The organism is Solirubrobacter pauli (assembly GCF_003633755.1).
Classification (GTDB): domain Bacteria; phylum Actinomycetota; class Thermoleophilia; order Solirubrobacterales; family Solirubrobacteraceae; genus Solirubrobacter; species Solirubrobacter pauli.
The window spans coordinates 292,670-299,307 of sequence record NZ_RBIL01000003.1; the positions used below are offsets into that span (position 1 = coordinate 292,670).

At 71.0% G+C, this 6,638-nt stretch carries 6 protein-coding genes; all 6 read left to right on the top strand.

What is annotated here, in order from left to right; genetic code table 11:
• Window positions 1–24 precede the first annotated feature (24 nt).
• Window positions 25–663 (top strand): polysaccharide deacetylase family protein, encoded by a 639-nt coding sequence (locus tag C8N24_RS33120; RefSeq protein ID WP_121258683.1) that lies wholly within the window; start codon window positions 25–27, stop codon window positions 661–663.
• A complete protein-coding gene (locus C8N24_RS33125) occupies window positions 654–1,511 on the top strand; it encodes a hypothetical protein (RefSeq protein ID WP_342794867.1) in 858 nt (285 codons plus the stop codon). The genes C8N24_RS33120 and C8N24_RS33125 overlap by 10 nt, the downstream gene beginning before the upstream one ends.
• Before the next feature lie 23 nt (window positions 1,512–1,534).
• Complete coding sequence (locus tag C8N24_RS33130) at window positions 1,535–3,082, top strand: acyl-CoA ligase (AMP-forming), exosortase A system-associated (RefSeq protein ID WP_121258685.1); 1,548 nt, start codon at window positions 1,535–1,537, stop codon at window positions 3,080–3,082.
• Window positions 3,079–4,290: a pyridoxal-dependent decarboxylase, exosortase A system-associated gene (locus C8N24_RS33135; protein ID WP_121258687.1), complete on the top strand. Its 1,212-nt coding sequence runs from the start codon at window positions 3,079–3,081 to the stop codon at window positions 4,288–4,290. The genes C8N24_RS33130 and C8N24_RS33135 overlap by 4 nt, the downstream gene beginning before the upstream one ends.
• Window positions 4,291–4,306: 16 nt before the next feature.
• Window positions 4,307–4,564 (top strand): acyl carrier protein, encoded by a 258-nt coding sequence (locus tag C8N24_RS33140; protein WP_121258689.1) that lies wholly within the window; start codon window positions 4,307–4,309, stop codon window positions 4,562–4,564.
• Between the two features lie 344 nt (window positions 4,565–4,908).
• The coding region (locus C8N24_RS33495; protein ID WP_147448120.1) for a DUF4082 domain-containing protein at window positions 4,909–6,638 on the top strand (1,730 nt) is incomplete at its 3' end.

The window sequence follows — 6,638 nt, forward strand, 5'->3', positions numbered from 1 at the left end:
CGTTGGCCGCGTTGATGGAGAAGCGTGTCATCTCGGTCAATCAACTTCACGTTTCACGGCATCGGCCCGCAGGAGCGTTTCCTAGAGCCCGGCGAGGGTACCGTCTGGGTCAGCACCGAGCGCTTCCGGTCGGTGCTCGACGCCGTCAAGGGCCGGTCCGACGTCCGCATCACCTTCGACGACGGCAACCGCTCAGACGTCGAGATCGCGCTCCCGGCCCTGCTGGAGCGCGGGATGACGGCCACGTTCTTCGTCGTCGCCGGCCGCCTGGGCAGCGACGCGTTCCTGACCGCGGAGGACCTGCGTGCCCTCGCCGCGGCGGGCATGCGGATCGGCAGCCACGGCATGCATCACCGGCCGTGGCGCGAGGCGGACCTCCAGGAGGAGGTCGTCACGGCCAAGGCGGTCCTCGAGGACGCGCTCGGGCAGCCGATCACCGAGGCAGCGTGCCCGTTCGGCTCCTACGACCGCCGCGTCCTCAAAGCGCTCAAGCGCGCCGGCTACGCACGCGTCTACACCAGCGACCGTGGCAGCGCCGCTCCGGGCGAGTGGCTTCAGGCCCGGACCAGCATCACCGAGGCCGGCGACGTCCGGTCGCTGATGGACCCCTCCGCGCCGTCCCTGCGCCGGCGCGCCGAGCTGGCGGCGAAGCGATGGCGGTGAAGCTCCAGCCGATCCTGCCCGCTGACGCGCTCCGCGTCGGCGCGTTCCTGCACGAGCACCTCAACGCCCGGGTGAGCGCCGAGCAGTGGGCGGGCTTCATCCGCGTGCCGTGGCCGTCCGAGCAGCCGAACGCCGGCTTCATGCTCGTCGCCGACGACGACCAGATCGTCGGCGCGCACCTGGCGTTCTACTCCGAGCGGACGATCGCCGGGCAGACCGAGCGCTTCTGCAACCTGGCCGCGTGGTGCGTGCTCGAGGAGCACCGGTTCCACAGCCTGCGGCTGTTGAAGGCGCTGCTCGCGCAGGAGGGCTACCACTTCACGGACCTCTCGCCCAGCGGCAACGTCATCAAGCTCAACGAGCGGCTCGGGTTCGAGGCGCTGGACACGCGCGCCTCGGCGATCCCGAACCTGCCGTGGCCGTCCGTCCCGGGCCGTCGCCGGGTGAGCGCCGATCCCGCCGTGATCGAGCGCACGCTCGACGGCGAGCAGCTCGCGCTCTACCGCGATCACGCCCGCGCCGCGGCCGCCCGGCACCTGGTCCTGATCGACGGCGACGAGTGGTGCTACGTCGTGTTCCGCCGCGATCGCCGCAAGAACCTGCCGCTGTTCGCGTCGCTGCTGCATGTGAGCCACCCCGAGGTGCTGCGGCGCATGGCCGGGCGGCTGTCCCGCCACCTGCTCCTGCGCCACGGCGTCGCGGTGACGTTGGCCGAGCACCGGATCGCGCAGCCGCCGCGGCTGTCGTTCGAGCTGGGCGCCCCGCGGCCGAAGATGTTCAAGAGCGACCGCGTGGCCGCCCACCAGATCGACTACTTCTACAGCGAGTTGGTCTGCGTCGCCTGGTGAGGCGCGGCGGACCAGAGGAAACGATGCGCACACAACTGCACGAGATCGTCGAGCACATGGCGGCCCGCCGCCCCGAGGCGCCCGCGCTGACGTTCAAGGACCAGACGGCGAGCTACGCCCAGCTCTGGGCCGGCGCCAAGGCCGTCGGCGCCGGGCTCAACGCGCTCGGCCTCGCACGGGGTGAGCGGATCGGGCTGCTGCTGGACAAGCGCATCGAGACGGTCGAGTCGATCTTCGGCGCCTCGGCCGGCGGCGCGGTGTTCGTGCCGATCAACCCGCTGCTGAAGGGCCCGCAGGTCGCGTACATCCTCGACGACTGCGACGTCCGGGTGCTGATCACCACCGCGCCGCGCTACGAGCTGCTGCGCGATGACCTCGCCGGGTGCGAAGCGCTCGAGCACGTCGTCGTGCTCGACGGCGAGGCGTCCGGCGCGGTGACGTGGGACGCGTTCCTCAGCGACGCGGAGCCCGTCGACCACGGCGTCGTGGACGTCGACATGGCGGCGATCTTCTACACCTCCGGCAGCACCGGCAAGCCCAAGGGCGTCGTGCTCTCGCACCGCAACCTGGTGGTCGGCGGCGCGAGCGTCAGCCAGTACCTGGCGAACGACGAGCAGGACGTGATCCTCGCCGCGTTGCCGCTGAGCTTCGACGCCGGCTTCAGCCAGCTCACCACCGCCTTCACCGTCGGCGCGCACGTCGTGCTGCTCAACTACCTGCTGCCCAAGGACGTCGTGCGCCTGTGCGCGCGTCACCAGGTCACCGGCCTCACGTGCGTCCCGCCGCTGTTCATCCAGCTCACCGAGCAGCAGTGGCCTGACGAGGCCACCGCGAGCCTGCGCTATTTCGCCAACACCGGCGGCCGGATGCCCCGCGCGACGCTGGACAAGCTCCGCGCCATCTTCCCGCAGGCCAAGCCGTTCCTGATGTACGGCCTCACGGAGGCCTTCCGCTCCACGTACCTCGACCCGGCCGAGGTCGACCGTCGTCCCGACTCGATCGGCAAGGCGATCCCGAACGCCGAGGTCCTCGTCGTCCGCGAGGACGGCTCCATCTGCGACGCCGGCGAGGAGGGCGAGCTCGTCCATCGCGGCGCGCTCGTGTCGCTCGGCTACTGGAACGACCCGGAGAAGACGGCCGAGCGCTTCAAGCCCGCGCCCAACCGCGCCCCGGGGATCGTCAACCCCGAGCTCGCGGTCTTCTCGGGCGACCTGGTCCGGCGCGACGAGGAGGGCTTCCTCTACTTCGTCAGCCGCAAGGACGAGATGATCAAGACCTCCGGCTACCGCGTGAGCCCGACGGAGATCGAGGAGGTCGCCTACGCCACCGGGCTCGTCGGCGACGCCGTCGCCCTCGGGTTCGACGACGACCGGCTCGGCCAGCGGATCGTGCTCGCGGTCAGCCCGGCCGACGGCTCGGAGCTGCTTCCCGAGACGCTGCTCGCCGCGCTGAAGGCCAAGCTCCCGACCTACATGGTTCCGAAGAGCGTGCTCGTGCGACCGAGCCTTCCGCGCTCGCCCAACAACAAGTTCGACCGCAATCTGCTGCGTCAGGAGCTCGCAAGCGCATGACCGAGACGACCACCACTCGCGCCGTCGCCGAGATCGGCGGCGTCCCGCTCGACGTCCTGGCCGAGCGCGTCGGCTCGACGCCGTTCTTCGCCTACGACCGGGCGGCGCTCACCGAGCGCGTCGCGCTGCTGCGGCGCACGCTGCCGCGTGACCTGCAGCTCAGCTACGCGGTGAAGGCCAACCCGATGCCGGCCGTCGTCCAGCACCTGGCGGGCCTCGTCGACTCGCTCGACGTCGCGTCCGCGGACGAGATGCGGGTCGCGCTCGACACGCCGCTCGACGGCAGCCGCATCAGCTTCGCCGGGCCGGGCAAGACGCCGGCCGAGATCCGGCGTGCGGTGGCCGCCAACGTGACGATCGAGATGGAGTCCGAGACCGAGGCCCGTCGTGTGGCCCAGGCGGGCGAGGAGCTCGGCATCCGCCCACGCGCCGCGGTGCGGGTGAACCCCGACTTCCGGGTCAAGGGCTCCGGGATGCGGATGGGCGGCGGCCCGCAGCAGTTCGGCGTCGACGCCGAGGTCGTCCCCGACCTGCTCCGGGAGATCGCGGCCACCGACATCGAGTTCCGCGGGTTCCACATCTTCGCGGGGTCGCAGAACCTCAGCGCCGAGATCCTCTGCGAGGCGCAGCGCAAGACGGTGGAGCTCGCCCTCGCGCTGGCCGCCGAGGCGCCGGACCCGGTGCGCTACCTGAACATCGGCGGCGGCTTCGGCATCCCCTACTTCGACAAGGACGAGCCGCTCGACCTCGACGCCATCGGCGCGAACCTGCACGAGCTGCTGTCGACGCTGGTCCGCCCGGCGCTGGGTGACGAGACCCGCGTGGTGACCGAGCTCGGCCGCTACATCGTCGGCGAGGCCGGCCACTACGTGACGCGCGTGGTCGACCGCAAGCAGTCCCGCGGGCAGACGTTCCTCGTCGTCGACGGCGGCATGCACCACCAGCTCGCCGCCTCGGGCAACTTCGGCCAGGTCATCCGGCGCAACTACCCGGTGTCGATCGGGACGCGCGCCGGCGCCGAGCCGTCCGAGACGGTCAGCGTCGTCGGCTGCCTGTGCACGCCGCTGGACCTGCTCGCGGACAAGGCGCTGCTGCCCGAGGCCGACATCGGCGACCTCGTCGTCGTGCACCAGGCCGGGGCCTACGGCCTGACCGCGAGCCCGACCGCCTTTCTCAGCCACCCCGCACCCGCCGAGGTGCTCGTATGACTACGGAGATCCGCTCGTGAACACCGCCGCCATCATCGACGACGTCAAGGCCGTCGTGGTCGAGACCCTCAACGTGGAGGATCGCGCCGACGCCATCGGCCCGTCGACTCCGTTGCTCGGCTCGCTGCCGGAGCTGGACTCGATGGCGGTGCTCGAGCTCGTGTACGCGCTCGAGACGCGCTTCGGGATCGCGGTCGACGGCGAGGACGTCAGCGCCGAGGTGTTCGAGACGCTCACGAGCCTCACGGAGTTCGTGGAGTCCAAGCTGTCCTAGCACGCCGGTTTTCGGCTTGTCTGCTCGCGCCCCGGCCTCCGGGGCGCGCTGCGTTAACGGGTCGATGCCGGTGGTTTGGCGCGTCGGCAGCAGGGGCACTTCATGTCGCGCGTCCCGCGGTTGCAGGGAACAGCCGGTCCGGGACGTGACGTGGTCGCGACGAGCAGTCGAGGTCCGTGCGCTGACATGAGTTAGGGCGAAGACCCCACTAAGGCTTGTTCGGGCGGCCGCCGATGAACTGACAAACGCCCCCCGATGGCCCAGGTTGCGGCCAACGTCGCCGCACGGTCGGACTCCTTCGACCCGCGTCGGCGTGGGGTGCTCCCCCACTAAGGAGTTGGTCGATGTTGATTGGTCGCAGTGCCCTCCAAGGGCGCTTCAATGGTCGCTGCCTGCCGTTCGCCTGGCTCAAGGAGGCTTCCACCGTCGCGTTCCTCGGAGCGGCGATTGCGGTCGTGGCCGCAGGCCCGGCGGATGCCGCCTCCGGCAAGAAGAAGTCGACCCGGGCGACGAAGTCCGCCACGGTGGCCGGCACGATCTTCGGCACGACCGTGCCGAGCGTCCCGCAGGCGACTGATCCAGACTCCATCGAAGTCGGCGTCCGCTTCAAGTCGTCGCAGGCCGGCTACATCACCGGGCTCCGGTTCTACAAGGGCGCCAAGAACACCGGCACCCACACCGGCGCGCTCTGGAGCTCCACCGGCACGAAGCTCGCGACCCTGACGTTCACGGGCGAGACGGCCTCGGGCTGGCAGCAGGCGAGCTTCTCGTCGCCGGTCGCGATCGGCGCCGACAAGACGTACGTCGCGAGCTACCACGCCAGCAACGGGCGCTACGCGGCCGATTCGCGCTACTTCGACGCCCCGAAGGTCAGCTCGCCGCTGACGGCCACGGGCAGCCGGTACACGTACAGCTCCAAGGCGGCGTTCCCGAGCAAGACCTACGAGAACCTCAACTACTGGGTCGACGTGACCTTCAGCGCCACCCGACCGCCGACGTCCACGCCGACGCCGACGCCGACGGCCGCGCCCCCGGTGCCGACCGCGACGCCCACGCCCGCGCCCCCGGTGCCGACCGCGACGCCCACGCCGGCACCGCCGACGCCGACGCCGACCCCCACTCCGCCGGCCCCGACGCCCACGCCCGCGCCGGACGCTCCGACCGCCGCGTTCACCGTCGCCCCGACCGCCCCGGTCGCCGGCTCGGCCACGCGCTTCTCGGCGAGCGGCACGTGCGCCGCGGCCCCCTGCTCGTACGAGTGGCAGGACGTCGGCGCGGACGGCCTCGGCGCCTGGCCGCTCGGCTCCGGCGCGAGCGTGAGCTTCACGTTCGCCAACCCGGGCTCCAAGTACGTCCGGCTGACGGTGACGGACGCGCTCAACCGCGCGGTCGGCACGACGAAGGCGATCAGCGTGCAGGCGGCGCCGACCTCCACGCCCACGCCGACGCCGACCACGACGCCGTCGCCCACCCCGACCTCGACGCCGTCGCCGACCCCGACCTCGACGCCGTCCCCGACACCCACGGCCACGCCCATCCCGACGACGACCCCGACGCCCACGCCCACGCCGTCGACGTGTGATCGCAGCGCGACCACGTCCACGTTCGCGAGCGTGTTCTCGGCCGCCACCGCCGGTCAGACGATCTGCCTGGCCTCCGGCAGCTACGGCACGTTCAAGGGCTCCGCGAAGAGCGGCCCGGTCACGATCACCGAGGCCGCCGGCGCGTCGGCGAGCATCGCGCTGAGCTTCAACGGCGCCAACAACATCGTGATCGACGGCTTGACGATCACCGGCGCCGAGGTGCTCAACAGCACCAAGAACATCACGATCCGCAACAGCGAGTTCACCGGCGTGATCCGCCTGGACGGGCTCGCCAACAGCAACGTCCTGCTCGACCACAACACCCACATCAACATCAACGCGGGCGGCCAGTACGCCAGCCCGGCGCGGATCGCCTTGCCGTACAACAGCCAGACGCACTCGGGCGTGACGATCCAGAACTCGCTGCTCAAGGGCGGCGACTCCGACGGCATCCAGGGCGGCGTCGGCGTCAACATCATCAACAACGAGTT

Coding starts and splice junctions, on each gene's coding strand:
- C8N24_RS33130 (WP_121258685.1), top strand. CDS start 1,535: ATGCGCACACAACTGCACGAGATCGTCGAGCACATGGCGGCCCGCCGC.
- C8N24_RS33135 (WP_121258687.1), top strand. CDS start 3,079: ATGACCGAGACGACCACCACTCGCGCCGTCGCCGAGATCGGCGGCGTC.
- C8N24_RS33125 (WP_342794867.1), top strand. CDS start 654: ATGGCGGTGAAGCTCCAGCCGATCCTGCCCGCTGACGCGCTCCGCGTC.